Genomic DNA, 21,964 nt, shown 5'->3' with positions numbered 1-21,964 from the left:
CAGATAATGGAAAAACAACAAATAAAATGTCTGAAATAACTGTGGTTTTAATGCATTAGTAATGCAATAGTAATGCAATTAGGATAAAAAATCCCCAAAAAAGAGTGAATGAAATGGCAAAATATGTAAGATGAAACGCCTTAAAAGCCTGAAAAATCAAGGTTTTTTAAACTAGAAAAAATGGGATTGAAAGAAGAATATATGACTTAGGATCTGGTGGGGTTTCCCGTGGGGGTTCAAGTCCCTTTGCCCGCACCAGTAAAAATTTCGAGGAATAATATATTTTTGAAAGAAATAATGCAGTAAGCATTATTTTTTTTGTATAAAATTTACAATAACTTGTGTTTGATTCACCGTTTTTTTATGTTATAATATTATAAGTTTAGAAGACCTTATACCAAAGAAAGAGAATAGGAGGATTTATTTAATGGGTGTGAGTCTTAAAAAATTAGAGAAAAGTGTTGCCACGATTGAACTTACAATTCCAAGTGAAAAATTTGAAGAGGGATTAAATTTTGCTTTTAAGAAAAACGCATCTAAATTTAATGTACCTGGTTTTAGAAGAGGAAAGGCTCCGAGAGTAATCGTAGAAAGATATTATGGCGAAGGAGTCCTTTATGAAGATGCTGTAGAATATGTTTTTGATGAGGCGTATAATGAGGCTCTTAAAACGTTTAATTTGCAACCTGTTGATTACCCACATATCCATATTTTACAAATTGGTAAAGGGAAAGATTTAATTTTAGAGGCAACAGTGCCTGTAATGCCTGAAGTAGAGTTAGGCGAATATAAAGGCATAGAAATTGAAAAAATAGAGTATGATGTGTACGACGGGGATGTAGAATACGAATTAGAAAAATTAAGACAGCAAAATGCGAGGATTGTGCCTGTAGAAGGAAGACCGGCTGAGAGAGGAGATATTGCTGTAATAGACTTTGAAGGATTTATTGATGACAAGCCTTTTGAAGGCGGTAAAGCCGAAAATTACCAATTAGAATTAGGTAGTAATACTTTTATTCCAGGGTTTGAAGACCAAATAATAGGACACAATGTAAATGAGAATTTTAATGTAAATGTTACTTTCCCTGAAGATTATAGAGTGGAAGAATTAAGAGGCAAATCTGCCGCTTTTAAAGTTACCCTCAAGGCGTTAAATAAAAAAGAATTACCTGAGTTAGACGATGAATTTGCAAAAGATGTAAGCGAATTTGAAACAATAGATGAATTAAAAGCTGATATAAGGAAAAAATTAGAAGAAAGAAATAGGCAACAAGCAGAAAATGAAATGAAAGAGAAAGCAGTAATGAAAGTTGTAGAAAACGCAAAAGTTGATATACCAGATGTTATGGTGGAAAGACAGATAGACGCTTCTTTGAGGGAGTTAGATTACAATTTGAGATATCAGGGATTAGATTTAGACAGGTATTTATCAATTACAGGGAAGACATTAGAAGATCTAAGAAAAGAAATGTGGGAGGGAGCTCTAAACAGAGTAAAAACTCAGCTTGTCATAGACAAAATAGCTAAAATTGAAAATATTGAAGCTACAGAGGAGGAATTAGAAAATAAATTAAAAGAGATGGCAGCGAATTACAGAATAAATTTGGAAGAATTCAAGAAAAGTCTTACTGAAAGCCAGATAAACAGCATAAAAGAAGATATAGCTTATTATAAGACGATTGACTTTATTTTTAGTCAGTGTAAAATAATAAGTAAAGAGGAGTGATGATTATGAGCCTTGTACCGATTGTTGTAGAGCAGACTAATAGAGGCGAACGTTCCTACGATATATTTTCACGTTTGCTAAAGGACAGGATTGTCTTTTTAGGAGAAGAAATAAATGATACTACAGCAAGTTTGGTTATTGCACAGCTTTTGTTCTTGGAAGCTGAAGACCCTGACAAAGACATCTGGCTTTATATAAATAGCCCAGGAGGTTCAATAACTGCAGGTTTTGCCATTTATGATACTATGCAGTATATAAAGCCGGATGTAGTAACTTTATGTGTCGGAATGGCGGCATCCATGGCTGCATTTTTATTAGCAGCAGGTGCGAAAGGAAAAAGATTTGCACTTCCTAATAGCGAAATAATGATACATCAGCCTTTAGGAGGAATGCATGGTCAAGCCACTGACATTAAGATTCACGCGGAAAGGATATTAAAGTTAAGAGATAAGTTAGATAGAATACTTGCAGAAAATACGGGGCAGCCTATTGAAAAGATAAAGGCGGATACTGAAAGGGACTTCTTCATGGATGCGGAGGATGCAAAAGCTTATGGCATTATAGACGAGGTTCTTATCAGGAATAAAAGATGATGCCCCTAAAGAGGTGAAATTATGGCCAAATATGATAACCAAAAACAACTAAAATGTTCCTTTTGCGGGAAAACACAGGACCAGGTAAAAAGGCTAGTTGCAGGACCTGGTGTGTATATTTGCGATGAGTGTATCGAACTTTGCCAAGAAATCATAAATGAAGAATTTGAAGAAGACATGGATATGGGAATGGGAGAACTTCCCAAGCCAAAAGAAATAAAAGAATTTCTTGACCAATATGTAATTGGGCAGGAAAAAGCTAAAAAAGCTTTAGCTGTTGCTGTTTACAATCATTATAAGAGAATTAACAGCAGGATAAAGCCAGACGATGTAGAACTTCAAAAGAGCAATATTTTACTTTTAGGTCCAACAGGTTCTGGTAAAACCTTATTGGCTCAGACACTGGCAAAACTTCTAAATGTTCCTTTTGCAATAGCTGATGCAACTTCTCTAACTGAAGCTGGGTATGTAGGTGAAGATGTAGAGAATATACTCTTAAAGCTTATACAAGCAGCAGATTATGACATAGAAAAAGCGGAAAAAGGTATAATTTACATTGACGAAATAGATAAAATAGCAAGAAAGTCAGAAAATCCTTCTATTACTCGTGATGTCTCAGGAGAAGGCGTACAGCAGGCCTTATTAAAAATTTTAGAAGGAACCATTGCAAATGTGCCGCCACAAGGTGGGAGAAAACATCCTCACCAAGAGTTTATACAAATTGATACCACTAATATATTGTTTATATGTGGTGGTGCTTTTGAAGGCCTAGAAAAAATAATAGAGTCGAGAATTGGGAAAAAGACTCTGGGATTTGGCTCTGATGTGCAAAGCAGAAAAGAGAAGAATATTGGTGAAATTTTAAGCCATATAATGCCTGAGGACCTTCTAAAATTTGGTATGATACCCGAATTTATAGGAAGGGTTCCTATAGTAGTTACGTTGGATCCTTTGGATAAGGAAGACTTAGTGAGAATATTGACAGAGCCTAAAAATGCTTTAGTAAAGCAATATGAAAAGTTGTTTGAATTAGATGGCGTAAAACTGGAGTTTGACAAAAAAGCTTTAAATCTTATAGCAGATAAGGCATTAGAAAGGAAAACAGGCGCAAGAGGCTTAAGAGCTATTTTAGAAGAGATAATGCTGGACGTAATGTATGAGATACCTTCTAGTGAGAATATAGAAAAATGCATTATTACTGAAGAGACGGTATTAAAGAAAGCTCCACCGACATTGGTTTACTCAGATGCTCAAAAAGCTAAAAAGAAAATAAAAAAGACAGAATCTGTTTCGTAATGAAATTTTTACATTAATCCCCCTTTTCCTTCGCATACTAAAAAAGTGAAGGGAAAGGGGGGTTGGATTATATTGCATAAAAGAGGGTGAAGATATGACAGAAAAAAAGTATATATTACCAATGATTCCTTTAAGAGGATTAACTATTTTTCCGTACATGGTACTACATTTTGATATAGGAAGAGAAAAGTCAATTAGGGCATTAGAAGAAGCTTTTATGAAAAACCAGCTAATATTTGTTACAACACAAAAGGAAGTGGAGGTGGAAGACCCGACTGTTGACGACGTTTACAAAGTTGGAACTATTACAAAAGTTAAGCAAATGTTAAAACTGCCAGGAGAACTTATAAGGGTTTTGGTAGAAGGGATAAGTCGTGCTGAAATTCAACAAATAACAAGAGATGATGATTTTTTTGAAGTGGAAGTGATAGAAAAGGAAGAGCAAAAAGAAATTGAGAAAACGCCAGAGCTTGAGGCTTTAATGAGAAGCGTTACTTCAGCTTTTAAAGAATATGTAAATATGACTTCGGGACTGCCTATAGAGAGTTTGTATAGTGTATTAAATATAGAAGAACCTGGAAGACTAGCAGACATGATTGCTGCTCATATATCTTTAAATACGAATCAAAGTCAACAGCTTTTGGAATGCTTTGATGTAAATAAAAGATTAGAAACTCTTTTAGAATTTTTGATGAAAGAATTAGAAATATTAAGCATTGAAAAAGAAATAAATGCAAAAGTTAGAAGTCGAATTGATAAATTGCAGAAAGAATATTATTTAAGAGAACAATTAAAAGCTATAAAAGCTGAATTAGGAGAGACAGATGAGATTGATCAAGAAGTTGAGGAGTATGAAAAGAAAATAGAGGAAAAAGATTTACCCGAAGAGGTTAGAAAAAAGGCGAAAGAGGAATTAAAACGCCTTTCCAAGATGGCGCCTGGTTCGGCAGAAGCTTCTGTGGTGAGAACATATTTAGATTGGATATTGGATTTGCCTTGGAATTATGAAACAGAAGATATTTTAGATTTGAAAAGGGCACAGAAAATATTGGATGAAGACCATTATGGATTGAAGAAAGTAAAAGAGAGGATAATAGAGTTTTTAGCAGTTAGAAGTTTTTACAACAAAATTAAAAGTCCAATTTTATGCCTTGTAGGTCCTCCAGGTGTGGGTAAGACTTCATTAGGTAGGTCTATTGCCAGAGCAATGAACAGAAAATTTGTTAGATTATCTCTTGGTGGGGTAAGAGATGAGGCAGAAATAAGGGGACACAGGCGTACTTATGTAGGAGCTATACCAGGGGGTATTATAAATTCCATAAAAATAGCTGGGTCAAAAAATCCGGTGTTTTTGTTGGATGAAATAGACAAAATGAGTTCAGATTTTAGAGGTGACCCTGCCTCTGCAATGCTTGAAGTCCTTGATCCAGAACAAAACTCCACTTTTAGAGACCATTATCTTGATTTACCTTTTGACCTTTCAAAGGTCCTGTTTATAACAACAGCTAACACTACAGATACTATACCTGCACCTCTTTTAGATAGAATGGAAATTATATATGTTTCTGGATACACTGAAGAAGAAAAACTTCACATTGCAAAAGACTATTTAATACCTAGAATTTTAAAAGAACATGGGGTGCCAGATAACAAGATAATAATCCAAGAATCTGCTATTTACGGAATAATTTCGGAATATACTCGTGAAGCAGGAGTAAGAGGTTTAGAAAAAAATCTATCACAAATTGTAAGAAAGGCTATAAAGAAGATAGTGGAAGAAAACGCACAAGTAATAAAAGTTGGAAAAAGAAATTTACAGTCTTACTTAGGCAAACCTATTTACCGTACTGACAAAGCGAACCAAAAAGACGAAATAGGGATAGTTTTTGGACTTGCATGGACAAGGGTAGGAGGAGAAATTTTAACTGTAGAAGCCTCTATAATGCCAGGAAGCGGAAAACTCAATCTTACTGGACAATTAGGAGATGTAATGAAAGAATCTGCCCAAGCTGGTCTTAGTTACATAAGGGCAAATGCCAATAAACTAAATATAGATAAAGATTTTTACAAAAATGTTGATATACATATACACGTACCTGAAGGTGCAATTCCAAAAGATGGTCCTTCAGCAGGAATAACTATGGTGACAGCTATGGTTTCCGCTCTTAAAAAAGTTCCTGTGAGGAAAGATGTAGCGATGACAGGAGAAATAACTTTGACGGGCAAAATCCTTCCAATTGGGGGAGTAAAAGAAAAAGTTTTAGCAGCCAATAGAGCAGGGATAACAAAAGTAATACTTCCTCAGGAAAATAAAAGGGATTTAGATGAGATTCCTCAAAGTGTAAAGCGAAAATTGGAATTCAAGTTTGTGGAAAGGATTGATGAGGTCCTCGACTTTGCATTGGTTAAGGAGGGCTGTTATGAAAATTAAAACTGTGGAATTTACCAGATCTGCTTTTAATGAGGAGCAGTATCCAAAAGACGATCTTCCCCAAATAGTAATTGCTGGGAGGTCAAACGTGGGCAAATCTACATTGATAAATACAGTACTAAATAGAAAAAATCTTGCAAAAACAAGTTCAAGACCTGGCAAAACTCGAGGTATAAACTTTTATTTGATAAACAACAAATTTTATTTAGTAGATTTGCCTGGATATGGCTATGCAAAAGTTTCAAAAGAAATGAAAAAACAATGGGCGCATAATATAGAAACTTTTCTCAACACCTCTCGCAATTTACGACATGGATTACTTTTAATAGACATACGAAGAGTTCCAACTGAAGACGATTTATTAATGATAAATTGGTTTAAATATAAAAATTTACCTTTTACTGTAGTACTAACTAAAGCGGATAAAGTAAGCAAATCACAAGCCCAAAAAGCGGTGAAAGATGTTTGTAAAATTTTTAACATTAATCGAGAAGAGGTTGTAATATTTTCTGCGTTAGAAAAGATTGGAGTATCACAAGTGTTATCAATTTTTGAAAAGAATGTGTAAAAATGAGATTTTGAGCGATTTTGCGAGAAATTTAATTGACGAGAAGAATAATTATTTAAAATTTTGACAAATTAGTTACAGATAGTGTATTTTAAATGTTATAAACAATTTGTATTAAAAATTTATAAGAGGTATAATTTATGGGTGAAATTCTGTTGATAGTTAAAATATTGACAGAAAATATTTTGATATGCGAAATATTTTGTATCAGAAATTTTTGGGTTGAAGATTTTACATTACGGGTTTATAATTATATGTGTTGGGGGGTTAAGAAAAAGGAGGCGAATTAAGTGCAAATACAATCACCGGTAGTGTTTACAATACCTCTATTTGGCGGCATACCTGTTACAATGACAGTAGTAGTTGAGTGGATTATAATGGCTGTATTGATTGTTGCTACTTCTGCAGTTACAAAAGGATGGAAACTAGTGCCTGAAGGTACACAGAATATGGTAGAGCTTATAATAGAGGGATTTAATAAATTTGTAAAGAATTCTTTAGGGGACTATTGGAAAGATTATACTCCTTATTTAGGAACTGTAGCAGCTTTTTTGATTTTGGCCAACACTATAAGCATTTTTGGATTAGCACCTCCTACTAAAGATATAAGTGCGACTTCTGCTCTTGCCCTTATGTCAATTGTTACTGTTGTTATAGCTTCCATAAGAGCAAGAGGAGTTAAAGGGTATGCAAAATACTTTTTTAAGTCTCCAATAAATTTTTTTATTAATGTTTTAGATTTATTTACAAGACCTTTGTCACTGGCAGCCCGACTCTTTGGCAATATATTTGCAGCTGTTACAATAATGGGACTTATAGAAAGAGCCGTCCCAATAGTACTTCCTGCGGTATTTAGCATATACTTTGACCTTTTTGATGGTCTTTTACAAATGCTGGTGTTTGTGTTTTTGACAATGCTGTATATTCAAGAAGCGATAGAAGAATGAATGACAAACTTAATAATAAACGACAAAGAATTAAAAATTATAATAAATTAATAATGAAAAGGAGATGATTTAAATGGATTTGACAGTTATTGGCGCAGGTATTGCTGCATTAACAGGTATAGGAGCAGGTATTGGTATAGGTATTGCTACAGGGAAGGCAGTAGAGGCTGTGGCAAGGCAACCCGAAGCAGGTGGGAGGATTATGCAGCTTCTTTTATTAGGTGGTGCTCTTGCTGAGGCAACAGCTATTTATGGCTTACTGGTAGCATTCCTCATAATAATATTAAAGCCATAAGCTCAAAAGAGATTTCCTGATGAAAGAAGGGAAAAAAGTTGGGCTTTTTTAACATTTGGACTTTCATTTTTACAATAATCAACATACTTGTTCTCTACTATATACTAAAAAGGCTCTTATTTAAACCTGTTACGCAATTTCTTGAAGATAGAGAAAACAAGATTAAGTCTTCTTTGGAAGAAGCAGAAAGAGAAAAACAGGAGGCTTACAATTTAAAAGCAAAATATGAGGAAATATTGCAAAATGCAGACAATGAGAAAAAAGCCATTATTGAAAGGGCGCAAAAATTTGCGGAAGAAAGAGCAAACAAAATAATAGATGATGCTAACAAAGAAGCTAAGGCTATAATAGAGAGAGCTAAGGAAGAAGCGAGTTTGGAAAAGGTTAAAGCAATGCACGATTTAAGAGAAGAATTATCTCAACTGGTCATTGATGCCGCTTCTCGTGTGCTGGAGAAAAAGATTCCAATTAATGATGAAGACATCATAGAGGAAGTAATCGAGGAGGCTGGGGCATCATGGCACAAGTGATTGCTAAGCGGTATGCTTATGCCCTTTTTAATGTAGCAAAAGAGCAAAATAAATTGAAGGAATATCGCGACGAGTTAATGAAAGTAATGGAAATCTTGCAAATTGACAAGGTAAAACAAATTTTTAATAATAAAAGCATTGATAAAACCAAAAAGATAAAATTTGTAGAACAAATTTTGAAAGATTTTGATAGAGAAATAGTAAATTTTATAAAAGTCATAATATCAAAACAAAGAGAAAACATGATTGGGGAAATTATAGATCAATTTACGAGTTTGTATAAAGATTATTTTAATATAGTGGATGTAAAAGTTATTTCCGCCCATCCACTGAGTAAGGACGTATTGCAAAGGCTTAAAGAAAGATTAGAAAAAAAGCTGTCAAAAAGCGTAAACATAGAGCCATTAGTCGATAAAAATATATTAGGTGGCTTAAAACTCATCATTGGAAACACTGTAATTGATGGTTCGATAAAAGCAAGGCTTAATGCACTTCTTAAAAATATTAAACAAGCAGTGTAAACTCAGTTTAAGAAGGTGAAAATATGGCCATAAAACCCGAAGAAATAAGTTCAGTTATAGAAGAAAAAATAAAAAATTTTGATTTCAACATTGAAACACGAGAAATTGGTCATGTTATTCAGTCAGGAGATGGAATTGCCAAAATTTATGGCCTTGACAATGCTATGTTGGGAGAAATGGTGGAGTTTGAAAGCGGAGTCGTGGGAATGGTCTTAAATCTTGAAGAAGACACAGTTGGTGCTGTAGTCATTGGAGACCCTGAAAAAGTTAAAGAAGGGGATACAGTAAAAAGAACAGGAAAAATCATGGAAGTGCCTGTTGGGAAAGAAATGCTAGGAAGAGTAGTAAATCCTCTAGGGCAACCCATTGATGGCAAAGGGCCAATAAACTATGAGGCAGAACGCCCTATTGAATATCCAGCTCCACCGATCATCAAGAGGAAATCTGTTGATACACCTTTACAGACAGGCATTTTGGCCATAGATTCCATGATTCCAATAGGAAGAGGGCAGAGGGAGTTAATAATAGGAGATAGACAGACAGGCAAAACTGCAATAGCCATAGATACTATAATAAATCAAAAGGACAAAGGTGTATATTGTATATACGTTGCTATAGGACAAAAAGCCTCAACTATTGCAGGGATTGTAGATATGCTTCAAAAACACGGCGCTATGGAATATACAACAGTTGTTGCCTCAACTGCCAGTGACTCAGCTGCGCTTCAGTATATTGCACCTTACGCAGGATGTGCCATAGGAGAACATTTTATGTACCAGGGTAAAGATGTATTAGTAGTTTATGATGACTTGTCCAAACACGCAATAGCTTATAGAACTATATCCTTGCTTTTGAGAAGGCCACCGGGAAGGGAAGCATACCCTGGTGATGTGTTCTACCTTCACTCAAGGCTTCTTGAACGCTCTGCGAGACTTGCAGATGAATACGGCGGAGGTTCTTTGACTGCTCTTCCCATTGTTGAGACGTTGGCAGGGGATATATCGGCATATATTCCAACAAATGTAATTTCGATTACGGATGGACAGATATATCTTGAATCAGAGCTTTTCCATGCAGGGATACGGCCAGCTATAAACGTGGGATTATCTGTATCCCGAGTAGGCGGTGCTGCACAAATAAAGGCGATGAAAAAAGTGGCAGGCCATTTAAGGCTAGAACTTTCTCAGTATAGAGAATTACAGGTTTTTGCTCGTTTTGGTTCTGACTTGGACCAAGCGACCCTTGACGTTTTAAGACAAGGGGAAAGGATAATTGAAATCACAAAACAACCTCAATATCAGCCAATGCCGGTCGAAGATCAAGTAATTGCCATATATACTGTGATGAATAGATATGTAACTGATATTGAGGTAGAAGAAGTGAGACCTTTTGTAAAAGGACTTTTAGAATTTTTAGATATAAATTATCCCGAAATAAAACAGTCAATAAGGGAAACAAAAGATTTAACCTCTGAGACAGAGGAAAAGTTAAAAGCTGCAATTTTGGAATACAAACAAAAGTACGCCCCAAAGGGTGATAGCTGATGGGAAAAAGAGATATAGCCTTACGTATCAAAAGCGTCAAAGAGACCAGAAAGATTACAAGAGCTATGTATTTGATATCAGCTTCAAAGTTTCAAAAGGCAAAAGTCATGTTAGACAATGTAAGACCTTATTATCATAAGGTTTTGCTTACTATGAGGGATATATTGCTTCACACCGGGGAAGTTACTTCTCGGTATCTTGAGAAAAAAGAGCAAGACAAAAAGGATAAGAGAAAATCTCTGATAGTCATAACAGGAGATAAAGGCCTCTGCGGCACTTACAATCACAATGTCATAAAAACAGCCCAAGAAATAATTGACAGGGAAAAGGTAGACTCAATTGTTGTAATAGGTGAAGTGGGGCGACACTACTTTGTGAAAAAAGGATACAATGTAGACATAGAATTTCTATATACTGCTCAAAATCCAACAACAGCTGCAGCAGGGGAAATAACAGATTTCATACTAAATGCATATGATAAAGGACTGGTGGACGAAATATCTATTGTCTATACTGAAATGCAAGGACTTGTGCAAAAGGTAAGAGCCTTGAGGCTTTTACCTTTGGATATTGATAATTTTATGGAATTAGCTAAGGAAGGGAAACCTGAAAAGAAGGAAGTAGTAATTGATAGTGACATGGTATACGAACCTTCTGCTGCAGAAGTCTTTAACGTACTTGTTCCTGAGTATCTAAAAGGTCTAATATACAGCATACTCGTTCAAGCTTTTGCTTCAGAGCATTTTTCAAGGATGGTAGCAATGGATGGTGCAACGTCAAATGCTGACAAGATGATAAACAGACTTACATTGGAATACAATAAAATGAGGCAATCTTCTATTACTCAGGAACTTTCAGAAATAATAGCAGGGGCATCTGTATAAAAGGAGATGATAGATTGAAGAAGGGATATATTACACAGGTCATTGGTCCTGTTGTTGATATAAAATTTGAAGGAGAACTTCCACCTATAAACAATGCTATAAAAATACCTATGGGGGATAGAGAATTAATTGTTGAAGTATCACAGCACGTAGGTGACAATATAGTAAGATGTATTGCGATGGCTCCAACTGATGGCTTACAAAGAGGAATGGAATGTATAGATACAGGTAATACCATAATGGTTCCTGTGGGAAAAGGAACCTTAGGTAGGATGTTTAACGTGTTAGGGCAGCCGATTGATGAATTAGGGGAAGTCAATGATGTAAAATACATGTCGATTCACAGAAAAGCACCTCCTTTTGAAGAGCAAAGCCCTGCTACTGAAATTTTGGAGACAGGTATAAAAGTTATAGATTTACTAACTCCCTATCCGAAAGGGGGCAAAATAGGGCTTTTTGGTGGGGCTGGTGTTGGCAAAACTGTTTTGATAATGGAGCTTATACGAAATGTTGCGATAGAGCATGGTGGCTATTCAATTTTTACAGGCGTTGGTGAAAGGTCCCGTGAAGGAAATGAATTATGGCATGAAATGCAGGAATCAGGAGTTCTCGACAAGACCGCTTTTGTATTTGGGCAGATGAATGAGCCACCGGGTGCCAGGATGAGAGTAGCTCTTGCAGGGCTTACAATGGCAGAGTATTTCAGAGATGAAGAACACCAAGACGTACTTTTATTTATAGATAACATCTTTAGATTTGTTCAGGCAGGTTCAGAAGTTTCGGCACTTTTAGGAAGAATGCCTTCTGCAGTTGGATATCAGCCTACTTTGGCAACAGAGTTGGGGCTTTTGCAAGAGAGAATTACTTCTACCAAAAAAGGCTCCATCACATCAGTTCAAGCTGTTTATGTACCTGCCGATGACCTAACTGACCCTGCTCCGGCTACCACTTTTACTCACTTGGATGCGACAACTGTTTTGTCAAGAAGTATTGCTGAAATGGGAATATATCCTGCTGTTGATCCATTGGATTCTACTTCCCGCATATTAGAGCCCCATATAGTAGGAGAAGAGCATTATTCTGTGGCAAGAAAGGTACAAGAAATCTTGGAGAGATATAAAGAACTACAGGATATAATCGCCATATTGGGCATGGAAGAGCTGACAGACGAAGACAAACTCATTGTTTACAGAGCGAGAAAAATACAGAGATTTTTATCCCAGCCCTTCTTTGTAGCAGAAACTTTTACTGGAATACCTGGTAAATATGTGCCACTGAAAGAGACCATCAGAGGATTTAAAAAGATTGTAGAGGGAGAAATGGATGATATTCCAGAAGCCGCTTTTTACATGGTAGGAAACATTGACGAAGTCTATGAAAAAGCTGAAAAGATGAAATGAGGTGGAATGAATGGATAAAAATTTTCACCTCGAGGTTTTAACTCCTCATAGAAAATTTTATGAAGGGGATGTGGAAGAGATAATAGTTACTATAACCACTGGTCAAATAGGTATTTTAAAAGGCCATATCCCCATGACAGCAGCCATAGGTACAGGTACTTTGCAGATCAAAGAAGATGGCCAGTGGCGAGAAGCCTTTATTTCCGGTGGCTTTATGGAAGTTAAAAGAGATAGTGTGACAATTTTGTCCAGTGCAGTGGAGTGGCCTGAAGAAATTGATATAGCTCGTGCTCAAGCGGCTAAAGAAAGGGCAGAAGAAAAACTCAGACAAAGAAGAAGTAAACATGAACATCTTTTGGCGGAAGCCGCTTTAAAAAGAGCATTAACGAGGCTCAACATTGCAAGTAAATATCACCGTATGTAAATATAGAACTTCCTACTGGTAATTTAAAAGCAGTAGGAGGTTTTGTTATTTGCCTGTTTCTTTTTCAGGTAGTTCAGAAAGAACTATACCGGTAAACATAAAAATTCCACCTAGTATTGCTCTAAAAGACATTACTTCACCCCCAATTAAAAAAGCAGCTATTGCAGCGAAAACTGGTTCTAATGCAAATATCAAAGCGGCATGGGTAGCAGTAGTATAGGCTTGCATTGTATTTTGTGCAACAATAGCAAAGGCCGTAGCGAAAACACCAGTTATTACAATTGCTGCCCATACATTGAAAGATGTAGGTACAAAAGGCTTTTCAAGTAACAAAGTTATAATGCCGCTTAAAAGTGCAACTATTCCTATTTGAATAGTAGCGAGCAAGTATGTATCCAAGGTGGAGGCATATTTTGCTATTAAAACAATCTGCATTCCAAACGCAAAAGCACACAAAAGCGTCAAAAAGTCACCTATGTTAATAGATAAATCAATATTTGCAGTAAGCAGTATAAGTCCTATAAAAGCAAGTACAATTCCCAAAATTGAAGATTTTGAAGGTTTTCTTTTAAGAAACACTGCTTCTAAAATTGGTACTAATACTACGCTAAAGCCGCTTATAAACCCTGATTTGGATGCTGTAGTGTATTTAAGTCCCATTGTCTGAAAGGCATAACCTAAAAAAAGCATTGCCCCAATTACCGAAGCAACAGCCAATGTTTTTTTGTCAATGGTTTTTAATTTTTTATGAAAAATTATTGTAAGAAGCAAAAAAGCTAATAAAAAACGTATAAAAAGAAAGTTGTATACCGGAAGTGTCTGTATAGCATTTTTGACTATTATAAATGTAGTTCCCCACACCATAGTTACTAAGATAAGCACAATGTCGCTTTTAAGTTGCGTTGACAAGCTATCTCCTCCTCGTATGTTACTAAAATAAAGCTATAGTTTAAAGTTGTGAACAATTGGCATACGCCTTCCTATTCCAAAGGCTTTGGTGGTGACTTTGAGTACAGGTGCTGCTTGTTTTCTTTTGTACTCTATTCTGTTGACTTTATTTATAACATCTTTTACCAATTTTTCATCATATCCCTTTTCTACTATTTCTTTTACTGACCTGTTTTCCTCTATATACATTTTCAGTATTTCATCTAAAATCTTATAAGGAGGTAATGAATCTTCATCTTTTTGATTAGGTCTTAATTCTGCAGAAGGGGCTTTTTCAATTATAGAAATTGGAATTATTTCTTTTTTTCTGTTTATATATTTCGCAAGCTCATATACCATCGTCTTAGGGACATCTGCAATTGGTGCAAGGCTTCCACTCATATCTCCATAAAGAGTGCAATATCCCATTGCCAATTCTGATTTATTTCCGGTAGTTAAAACAATGTGCCCTTCCCTATTTGATATAAACATTAAATAATTACCTCTTATTCTTGCTTGTATATTTTCTTCTGCCAGGTCACCTATGGCGCTGTTATCACCATTGAAAACGGATAAATAACTTTCAAACACGGGCTCTATTGGGATTACTCTAAATTCAATTCCCAAATTTTCAGCCAGTATTCTTGCATCACTTTTACTCCCTTCAGAGGAGTATCTTGAGGGCATTGAGACGGCAAGAACATTTTCTTTTCCTAAAGCTTCTACTGCGATAGCACAAACTACTGCCGAGTCTATTCCACCGCTTAAGCCTACTACTGCCTTTTTAAAACCTGATTTTTTACAATAATCTCTTACACCAAGGACAAGAGCATTATATACCCATGATATATCCTCTTTCATTTCGGGGAGCTCTTTAAAATTTTTCAACTCATCAATATCGACAATTTTAATGTCTTCCTCAAAAGCTTTAAGTTGTACCACTCTTTTGCCCTCTTCATTTACTACAAAACTAGAACCGTCAAATATCAACTCATCATTTGCACCAACTTGATTCACATAGATAAAAGGAATTGCGTACTTTTTTATCTTTTTCTCTATCATTTCTACTCTCATGTTTTGTTTACCCAGGTAATAGGGAGATGCCGAAATATTTATAAAAATATCAGGCTTTAACTTATATTGCTCTTCTAAAACATCAACAGAATAATCTACATTTGGTTCAAAAACATAATCTTTCCATATATCTTCACATATATTAACTCCTAATTTTATTCCTTTAAAAGAAGCTACCTTTCTTAATTGTGCTGGTTTGAAATATCTTTTTTCATCAAACACGTCATAGTTGGGAAGTAAAGTCTTGTCAAAAACCTCGACTATTTTACCGTCATAAATAAAAAAAGCAGAATTATAAAGGTTGCCTTCTGTGTCTTGCCTTACAGTACCCAGTATTACTCCAATTTGATAAGTAGCAGGTAAAACTATTTCATTTATATATTTTTCATTGGCCTTTAAAAAATCTTGCATAAACAAAAAGTCTTTAGGAGGATAGCCTACAGTAGCTAGTTCAGGGAACACCACAAGGTCAGCTTTTTGGTATTTTGCTCTATTTATAAACTCTACTATCTTTTCGAAGTTTCCTTTTATATCTCCTACAACTGGATTTATTTGTGCCAATGCGATTTTCATTAGTTTTCACCCCGCAGTTATAGTACTACAATACATATTTTAGCACATAAAAAGACAAAAAACACTGTTTTCTATCTCCACCTTATCAGCTTTTTTTCAAGATACACTATAAAAATATACATCAAGGCAGATAGTATTGAGAGGATCAAGACACTTGTCATTACTAAATCCAACTTAAAAATTTGACCGCCGTAGACAATCAAATATCCCAAACCTGCCTTAGAAACTAAGAATTCTCCTGTAATTACTCCCACCCAGGAAAGTCCGATATTTATTTTTATGGCGGAAATAATCGTTGGAACACTGGCAGGAAGAATACATTTTGTAAGTATTTGCATTTTTGTGGCACCAAAAGTTTTTAAAAGTTTTATTTTTTCTTCGTCAACTTCCTTAAAACCCGTTTGTAAGCTTATTATAGTGACTATCAGTGAAATAGCGAGAGCCATTGTAATTATTGGAGCTTCTCCATTTCCCATCCAAACTATAAATATAGGACCCAATGCAATTTTAGGGAGGCTATTGAGTACTACTAAATAAGGTTCTGCAACTTTTGACAAAAAGTCTGACCACCACAAAAGTATAGCGATTATCATGCCAATTATTGTGCCAAGAGTAAAACCTATTATCGTTTCACTCAAAGTAACCCATATGTGCATAAAAAAATAACCATTCTGGCTTAAAGTCATCATAGTTTTTAACATTCTTGAAGGCTGACTGACCAAAAAAGGGTCTACAATTTTGTATCTTGCTACAATTTCCCATGCTGCAAAAAAGAGGACTAGTATTGTAAATTGAGTGATTCGCACCAATATGTTTTTTCTCTTTACCTTTTTTAAAAATTCCCTGTGCTCTTTTGAAATATAAGGGGTTGCTGCTTCATACATGGACATCCAACTCCTTCCAAATAGAATTAAAATATTCTCTAAACTCAGGGGCTTTTCTGCACCCTATTGGAGAGCGGTCTTCACAGGTTAAAATAATGTCATAAATCTTTTTAACATGGGCAGGCCTATTTGATAGAACTATAATTCTGTCACACATAGAAATTGCCTCTGAGATATCGTGGGTTACTATGACCGCAGTTTTTTGCTCGTATTTAAGAATTTTATACACTTCATCGGATATAGCAAGTCTTGTTTGGTAGTCTAAAGCAGAAAAAGCTTCATCTAATAAAAGTATATCAGGTTTTAAAGCCAATGTTCTTATGAGAGCGGCTCTTTGCCGCATTCCTCCTGACAATTGATTGGGATAATAGTTTTTAAACTCTCTAAGGCCGTATTTTATAAGCAAACCTTCTGCGTATTTTTTGGATTCTTCTGTTAGGCTTTTTTGTATTTCAAGTCCAAGTAGCACATTTTGCCATATATTTCGCCATTCAAAGAGGTGGTCTTTTTGAAGCATATAGCCTATTTTTCCATTTACCTCTATACTTCCGTAAGAAGGCTTTAAAAGGCCGGAAATAATCGAAAGAAGAGTAGATTTACCACAACCAGAAGGGCCTATAATCCCTACAAATTCTCCTTCGTACACATCAAAAGAAATATTTTTTAAAGCTTCCGTTTCATCCTCTAAGGTGTGATAATTAAAGGATACGTCTTTGAGGCTGACCATTATTTTATTCATAAAAGACACTCCCTTCTATGCGAAGTTAATAAAATGGGAGTTGTGCTCAATATGGGACGGACATATTGAGCACAATTTAAAACTTTACTTTTTGATCATTTTTTCAGCTTTTTCAGCGAAAGTATTGTTGATTAGAAGGTGAGAGTCCACCTTTTCTTTTATTACACCTGCATCTAAAAGTATATTTTGTAGGAAATCAAAGTCCTCAGCTTTCATTTTTAGAGTGGTGCCCCAGGTGTTTTGACTTTTGTACCTATCAATTGCTGTCGCCATAAGGTCTACATCAGCATCTGGGAAGAAAGGCTTAATTGCTTCCGCTACTTCTTTAGAGGAGTGAGAGTCTACCCATAGCATCCCTTTATATACTGCATTCACAAAACGCTGTATTATATCAGGATGTTTTTCAATATAGCTTTTTCTTGCATTAAAAGTGGTATAAGGAACTTCATGACTGGAGGCGCCAACTGATGCAACGATGTATCCTCCCTTTTCCTTTTCGACTAAAGAAGCCGTAGGCTCGAATAATGCCACATAATCTGCATCAGAGGACATAAAGGCACCGGCTGTGGCTGTAAATTGAAGATTGGTGATAAGGGTCAAATCTGTCTTTGGGTTTATGCCGTGTTCTTTTAAAATGTATTCCAGTGTCATTTGAGGCATCCCACCGGGTCTCCCGCCTATTACCTTTTTACCTCTTAAATTTTCCCATTTAAAGTCCGGTTCAGGCTTTTTTCCCAAGAGAAAAGATCCATCTTTTCTTGTCAATTGACCAAAATTTACAAGATAATCATCTCTTCCTTCTTTAAGTACGTATACAGTCGTTTCGGGCCCTTGAAGCCCTATGTCTGCTGTGCCAGACAAAACAGCTGTTGCAGCTTTGTCTGACCCTTGAGCAGTTGTAATGACAAGCTCTAGCCCCTGTTCTTTGAAAAAGCCTTGGCTTACAGCTACGTAATAGGGAGCGTAAAAGATAGAATGAACTGTCTCTATGAAATTGATTTTTGTAAGTTTTTGACTTTTATTTGTACATCCTGCAAATAAAGAAACTGTTAAGGCTAATACTAAAAGGAATACAATTAAGTACTTAAGCCTCATATCCATCCTCCTTTTTCTATTTTCACTTTATTATATTCTTGCAGTTAAAATGTGTGATTGACACAAATTGTGCCTTTTTGCGATTTTAAATTTGTAAATGATATTTGATAAAAAGAAGGAAAAGTGAAATTTTTGTCGAATATGTATATACTGTGGTCTTAATGGATTAAAATGCTACAAGAGAAGGGGATTGAAGATGGCACAAAAAGTAGCTGCAAAAAAAGGAAAGACAATAAAAAAACAAGCTAAAAATGTGTCTAGAAGTTTAATAGGCATAGATACAGTATTTTACATACTCCTTTTAATTCTTGTATTTTATCCACCTTTTTTTAGAGGCATGTACTTTGAAAAAGAAATGTTCCCTACGATTGCATTGACTTCTGCAGTATTTATTATATGGGTTAGCTTTAAAATTGTGAAAAAAGAACCTATAGTGAGTACTATCCTAGATTATGCTGCTTTATCTCTTGTAGGGGCATACATAATCTCTACTTTTTTTGCGGTAAATATAAGAGCGAGCATAGGTGAAGTTTTGAGATATTTTGACTATTTGTTCATATATTTTATGGCTAGTAGAACCGTAAGAGATAACAAAAAAATTTTTATGTTGTTAAACGTGCTAGTTTTAAGCTCTTTTGTTGTGGCAATTGTGGGACTTGGGTCTTCAGTTAATCTCATTCATTACAACGGTTCATGGGTAGGAGGCAGGATAAACTCTACTTTTCAATACCCCAATACAACAGCTTCATTTTTGATGGCTTTTTTCCTTGTCAATCTAGCTTTAATTTCTTACACTGATAATAAATATTTAAAGGCAATATACGGAGTGACCGCTTATACACAGTTTTATGCTTATGTGTTTACCTTGTCTCGCGGCGCATGGCTTATGCTTCCCTTCCTTGGCATTATCCTCATGCTTTTGATGCCAAGGGGCAAAAGAATAGAACCTTTTATATATTTTGTGGGAGTTGTGATTGCTTCAGCACTTCCTATAGTAAAGTTTAATTCGGCAGTTGCCAGCGGTGTAGCTTCTACCTTAATCAAATGGTATTTGATTGGGGTTTTTGCTTCACTAATTATTACATACGCAATAAGCTTTATTGTAAGTATTGTCAATAAAATAAATGTAAGAGCAGGAATAGCTATTGCTGCAGTAACTGGAGTTTTTGTGTTAGCGGCAGGGTATATAGTTTTTACGACACAAGTCCCTTTGACTTTAAAACATGATGCAGAGGAGCCTGACAGTATAAAAAGTGTGACAAGGTTTGTAAGTGCAGAACCTGATAGAATATATGTGTTAAAATACGAAGTTACAGCTAAAAATCCCTCAAATAAGGATTGGGCTTACGGTATAATAATAAACAGTAGAAATGAAAATGACCAATCTACTAAAATTGCAGAATTTTACGACAAAGACAATTTCGTAGGAGAAAAAACAATAGAATTTACTACTTTGAAAGACACAAAAAGGCTTGCCATAACATTTGTGAATAACTTCCAAAATACGTCAGTAACTTTTACAAAAGCACAAATATATCCTAAAAATGCTCCTCATGAAATACAAAACATAATGTTAAAATATAAATACTTGCCAGAGGATATTGCATCCCGTGTACAAGATATAGACTTTACCAGCCGCAGTAGTTCACAAAGGATGCAATTTTATAAAGACGGGTTTAAAATTTTCAAAGATTATCCTATATTTGGAGCAGGTGGCGGCGCATGGTCATCACTATATTTTAAATACCAATCTTACCTGTATTGGACTACACAAACCCATAACTATTTCATGCAGGTGCTTTTAGATACCGGTATTATTGGAGCTATCGCTATAGTATTTTTGTTAGTGTCACTTTTCAGGAGCATGTACAGAGTATATAAAGGATATTTAGAGGACAAAGGCAGAATTTTAATTGCTGCTGTTATAGTAAGCGTAGTAAGTCTTTATGCTCATGCTGCAATGGATTTTGACCTGTCGCTTTCTGCGGTATCTATTGCACTTTGGGCATTAATTGGTGTAATAAATTCTTTGGATATACTAAAATTTAAAATAAAAGACAAAAAGATTTACTTAAACTATTTAGCAATACTAGTAGCCTTCGTTGTAATGTTTATGTCTGGTTCTATGTCAGTAGCGTTAAGTTATGCTGTAAAAGGGGATAACTTTTTGAGACAACAAAATTTTGTTTTGGCAGAACAAAATTACGAAAAAGCAGTATCCTATGACCCATGGAATGCAAAATACAGAATGGCATACGGGCAAATTTTAACTGCCCTTGGTGACCAGTTAAAGGATGCTGTAAAGCTTCAAAAAGCGATGTTTGAGGAAGAAAAAGCCGTGCAGTTAGAGCCTTTCAATTCTCAACTTAATGCACAATTAGGGGCTTTCTACCTTGCACATGGACAAATTGACCTTGGCCTTAAATACGTATTAAAAGCGGTAGAAGTACAACCATTGAGGCCAGAAAATTATCAGCAATTAGCTGATGCTTATAACAAGGTTGGTATGTATTATTTAAACAATGGAGATAAAGAAAAGGCAAAGGAATTTTTGCAAAAAGCGGTTGATGTGCAAAAAATGTTTGACAAAGCAAACTCCAAATCCTTAGAGCCCAAACCTATGACTGAAACGACCAAAAAGATAATAGAAGAATCCAAAAAGGTACTTCAAGAGATACAATAAAAGTGTATCTCTCTTTTTTATCTTGATTACTCATAATAGAAATGGTATGATAAAGTCAGCAAAGGTTTTTATATGTTTTCATCAGTTCTTACTTTGTCATCTCACGACTCCCCAGTAAATTGGACATCGAGATACACTATAAAGTGTGTCTTTTTTTGTAAAGTATGGTATAATTAATTAACTGATAAAATATTACTTCTTTATTATTTTGAACCATTACTTTCATTTTATCTTTCTAAGTAGTAAAGTACCACGAAAAATCTCAGTTAAAAAGCGCAAAATAAGGAAAATTAGGAGTGGTAAGAATGAAGAAAATACCCTATGGGATGTCCAATTTCAGAGCGATGAGAGAAGAAGGATATCTTTACGTAGACAAGACGATGTATATAGAGAAGATAGAGAATCTAAACAGCAAATACCTGTTTTTCATAAGGCCGAGAAGATTTGGGAAAAGTCTCTTTCTTTCCACATTAGAGAACTATTATGACATAAACAATGAGGAAGACTTTGAGAAACTATTTGGCGACTTATATATAGGAAAGAAGCCAACAAAGCTAAAGAACAGTTATATGGTATTAGAGCTTGACTTTTCAGGATTAGATACAGGCAATAGAGAAAGATTAGAAAAATCCTTTAAACAAAACCTAATTGATTCAATAAGCAGCTTTTTAAACAAATACCGAAACATGTTTAAAGACATAGACGAAATAAAAGAGCATATCAAAAAGAAATCAGATATAAAATCAATAATAAACCAACTAATTGAAGAAGTAGAGAAAGTAGGTAAAAAGATTTATCTAATAATAGACGAATATGACCATTTTGCCAAT

At 35.2% G+C, this 21,964-nt stretch carries 20 protein-coding genes; 15 read left to right on the top strand and 5 right to left on the bottom strand.

Annotated elements, in window-relative coordinates; genetic code table 11:
- The first annotated feature begins 427 nt into the window (after positions 1-427).
- From tig to I4N53_RS05645, 13 genes are all read left to right on the top strand, one after another.
- On the top strand, positions 428-1,726 hold the full coding sequence (gene tig / locus I4N53_RS05705; protein ID WP_214495808.1) for a trigger factor: 1,299 nt from the start codon (positions 428-430) through the stop codon (positions 1,724-1,726).
- A gap of 5 nt (positions 1,727-1,731) precedes the next feature.
- Positions 1,732-2,319, top strand: coding sequence for an ATP-dependent Clp endopeptidase proteolytic subunit ClpP (gene clpP, locus I4N53_RS05700; RefSeq protein WP_012994730.1), 588 nt, complete (start codon positions 1,732-1,734; stop codon positions 2,317-2,319).
- Positions 2,320-2,340: 21 nt separating this feature from the next.
- Complete coding sequence (gene clpX / locus I4N53_RS05695; RefSeq protein ID WP_214495807.1) at positions 2,341-3,615, top strand: ATP-dependent Clp protease ATP-binding subunit ClpX; 1,275 nt, start codon at positions 2,341-2,343, stop codon at positions 3,613-3,615.
- Between the two features lie 94 nt (positions 3,616-3,709).
- Complete coding sequence (lon, locus tag I4N53_RS05690) at positions 3,710-6,046, top strand: endopeptidase La (RefSeq protein ID WP_214495806.1); 2,337 nt, start codon at positions 3,710-3,712, stop codon at positions 6,044-6,046.
- Positions 6,036-6,614 (top strand): ribosome biogenesis GTP-binding protein YihA/YsxC, encoded by a 579-nt coding sequence (gene yihA / locus I4N53_RS05685; RefSeq protein WP_028992013.1) that lies wholly within the window; start codon positions 6,036-6,038, stop codon positions 6,612-6,614. The genes lon and yihA overlap by 11 nt, the downstream gene beginning before the upstream one ends.
- Positions 6,615-6,904: 290 nt before the next feature.
- Positions 6,905-7,561 carry a F0F1 ATP synthase subunit A gene (locus I4N53_RS05680; protein ID WP_013149995.1) on the top strand — a complete coding sequence of 219 codons (657 nt, stop codon included), beginning with the start codon at positions 6,905-6,907 and terminating at the stop codon, positions 7,559-7,561.
- Between the two features lie 73 nt (positions 7,562-7,634).
- Positions 7,635-7,856 carry an ATP synthase F0 subunit C gene (gene atpE / locus I4N53_RS05675; protein WP_012994735.1) on the top strand — a complete coding sequence of 74 codons (222 nt, stop codon included), beginning with the start codon at positions 7,635-7,637 and terminating at the stop codon, positions 7,854-7,856.
- Between the two features lie 38 nt (positions 7,857-7,894).
- Positions 7,895-8,386, top strand: a complete 492-nt coding sequence (atpF, locus tag I4N53_RS05670) for a F0F1 ATP synthase subunit B (RefSeq protein WP_013149996.1) — start codon at positions 7,895-7,897, stop codon at positions 8,384-8,386.
- A complete protein-coding gene (atpH, locus tag I4N53_RS05665; protein WP_013149997.1) occupies positions 8,374-8,907 on the top strand; it encodes an ATP synthase F1 subunit delta in 534 nt (177 codons plus the stop codon). The genes atpF and atpH overlap by 13 nt, the downstream gene beginning before the upstream one ends.
- A gap of 23 nt (positions 8,908-8,930) precedes the next feature.
- Positions 8,931-10,451 carry a F0F1 ATP synthase subunit alpha gene (gene atpA / locus I4N53_RS05660; RefSeq protein WP_214495805.1) on the top strand — a complete coding sequence of 507 codons (1,521 nt, stop codon included), beginning with the start codon at positions 8,931-8,933 and terminating at the stop codon, positions 10,449-10,451.
- Positions 10,451-11,335 carry an ATP synthase F1 subunit gamma gene (atpG, locus tag I4N53_RS05655; RefSeq protein WP_013149998.1) on the top strand — a complete coding sequence of 295 codons (885 nt, stop codon included), beginning with the start codon at positions 10,451-10,453 and terminating at the stop codon, positions 11,333-11,335. Before atpA ends, atpG begins: the two co-directional genes overlap by 1 nt.
- A 14-nt stretch (positions 11,336-11,349) precedes the next feature.
- Positions 11,350-12,735, top strand: coding sequence for a F0F1 ATP synthase subunit beta (gene atpD / locus I4N53_RS05650; protein WP_012994740.1), 1,386 nt, complete (start codon positions 11,350-11,352; stop codon positions 12,733-12,735).
- A 10-nt stretch (positions 12,736-12,745) separates the two neighbouring features.
- The gene (locus I4N53_RS05645) at positions 12,746-13,159 is read left to right on the top strand and encodes a F0F1 ATP synthase subunit epsilon (RefSeq protein ID WP_013150000.1); all 414 of its coding nucleotides are present in this window, start codon (positions 12,746-12,748) and stop codon (positions 13,157-13,159) included.
- 45 nt (positions 13,160-13,204) lie between these two features.
- Here the strand turns inward: I4N53_RS05645 and I4N53_RS05640 are convergent, their stop codons facing one another.
- The 5 genes from I4N53_RS05640 to I4N53_RS05620 all read right to left on the bottom strand — a co-directional run bounded on the left by I4N53_RS05640 (position 13,205) and on the right by I4N53_RS05620 (position 18,451).
- Entirely contained in the window at positions 13,205-14,068 is an 864-nt protein-coding gene (locus tag I4N53_RS05640) for a DMT family transporter (protein WP_214495804.1), read from the bottom strand.
- Positions 14,069-14,101: 33 nt separating this feature from the next.
- On the bottom strand, positions 14,102-15,733 hold the full coding sequence (locus I4N53_RS05635; protein WP_214495803.1) for an NAD+ synthase: 1,632 nt from the start codon (positions 15,731-15,733) through the stop codon (positions 14,102-14,104).
- 71 nt (positions 15,734-15,804) lie between these two features.
- Positions 15,805-16,617 (bottom strand): ABC transporter permease, encoded by an 813-nt coding sequence (locus I4N53_RS05630; RefSeq protein WP_013150003.1) that lies wholly within the window; start codon positions 16,615-16,617, stop codon positions 15,805-15,807.
- A complete protein-coding gene (locus I4N53_RS05625; protein WP_013150004.1) occupies positions 16,610-17,356 on the bottom strand; it encodes an ABC transporter ATP-binding protein in 747 nt (248 codons plus the stop codon). Before I4N53_RS05625 ends, I4N53_RS05630 begins: the two co-directional genes overlap by 8 nt.
- 84 nt (positions 17,357-17,440) lie before the next feature.
- Positions 17,441-18,451, bottom strand: a complete 1,011-nt coding sequence (locus I4N53_RS05620) for an ABC transporter substrate-binding protein (RefSeq protein ID WP_214495802.1) — start codon at positions 18,449-18,451, stop codon at positions 17,441-17,443.
- 196 nt (positions 18,452-18,647) lie between these two features.
- On the opposite strand from I4N53_RS05620, the gene I4N53_RS05615 reads away from it, so the two are divergent.
- Together I4N53_RS05615 and I4N53_RS05610 are read left to right on the top strand one after the other, a co-directional pair.
- A complete protein-coding gene (locus I4N53_RS05615) occupies positions 18,648-21,134 on the top strand; it encodes an O-antigen ligase family protein (RefSeq protein ID WP_214495801.1) in 2,487 nt (828 codons plus the stop codon).
- A gap of 305 nt (positions 21,135-21,439) precedes the next feature.
- A partial coding sequence (locus tag I4N53_RS05610; protein ID WP_214495800.1) for an AAA family ATPase occupies positions 21,440-21,964 on the top strand: 525 nt, incomplete at its 3' end.

Origin of the sequence: Thermoanaerobacter sp. CM-CNRG TB177, from assembly GCF_018588165.1 — a bacterium.
Classification (GTDB): domain Bacteria; phylum Bacillota; class Thermoanaerobacteria; order Thermoanaerobacterales; family Thermoanaerobacteraceae; genus Thermoanaerobacter; species Thermoanaerobacter thermocopriae.
This window is presented reverse-complemented; position numbering and strand designations above follow the sequence as displayed.